Annotated in this window: 1 protein-coding gene and 1 pseudogene; one reads left to right on the plus strand and one right to left on the minus strand. The window is 61.0% G+C overall.

Annotated elements, in window-relative coordinates; genetic code table 11:
• Positions 1-495: pseudogene (locus C0456_RS20775) on the plus strand (hypothetical protein); the annotation flags it as partial.
• A gap of 183 nt (positions 496-678) precedes the next feature.
• Here the strand turns inward: C0456_RS20775 and C0456_RS20780 are convergent.
• Positions 679-1,093, minus strand: a 415-nt coding sequence (locus C0456_RS20780) for a hypothetical protein (protein ID WP_291056684.1), incomplete at its 5' end; no start/stop codon positions are given.

The raw sequence follows: 1,093 nt of genomic DNA on the forward strand, positions 1-1,093 counted from the left end.
TCTGCGATCGATGAAGAGGGAGAAGCTCTGGCAACTCAGGAGGAAGCCGAGGAAAACGCCATCCATTGGGAAGAGCTTCGCCACGAGAGCGAAGCGCTGCGGTTGCAGCAGGCTCTTGTCGAAGTGCGTGCGCGCCGGGCGTGGAGACCGGGCTTTCTGATCGCTCCGCTCCTCGCCGGGGTGCTGGCGCTTGGCGGTGTTGGCAGCCTTGTGTACTTTTCGAGCAATCCGGTCGGCGCGCACTACGGGGCAATGCTGGGGTTGGCGATACCGACGGCGTTGTTGATGGCGCTCTGTATCGCTGGGCCCTGGGTCGTCCTGTCGCTGGCGCCCTGGTTGGGACGAAAGCGTGACGAGGAAGTTACGCTTCGGCAGATCGAGCAGCTCGAAGATCGAAAGCAGGCGCTTGCGTCAGGCAATTTTTGGTTCGACTGGTACGAACATCCTGATGGCGAGGAATATTGCAAGATCAACTATGATATGAGCACTGGCTGATGCTCATGTCACAGCGCTCAGTATGCCTGCTGTTGCAGGCTTGCTGCTGGTTTTGACACCTGAGGCTGCCGTCGTGTTCCTTGTCACATTCGTGCTGTTTATATGGTTGGCTTGGGAGCTCACTGTCTTTCAGCGCTTCGGGATGGCCCATCATCGCGTCTAGCGCGGCCGATGCTGAGAGCGTTAAAGGGGCCGGTCGAGTAGCTTGCGGCGTGCGGCGGATAGGTTCGTGATTGCGGCCCGAAGGATAGGCGCCGCGCTGGAATCGGCCCCGGCCTGGCCGAGCGTGTTCCAGAATTCTGTGGAGCGTGCTTCGCAGGCTTCGACCAGCGCGAGAATTTCGTCGCTGGTCAGACGGTATTCGCGGGCGCAGGCCGACATTTCGGAACGAAGCGTCGCGAAGTCCGCGAGAGCCTCAGGCACCGGGAAACCCTGGCGGTAGGCTTCGTCGACACCGGCGCGGATTTGCTCGGCACTATGGTGGCTTTCGGTCAGGATGGCGCTGCGCGAGTTTCCGAAGAAGGGTTTGAAAGGCCCGGTGCGCGCCGTGATCGCGCGGGGCGGATTGCTTGCAAGTCCGACGATGCAATCGGATGCG

This window comes from Hyphomonas sp. (assembly GCF_013823385.1).
In the GTDB taxonomy this organism is placed as follows: Bacteria; Pseudomonadota; Alphaproteobacteria; order Caulobacterales; family Hyphomonadaceae; genus Hyphomonas.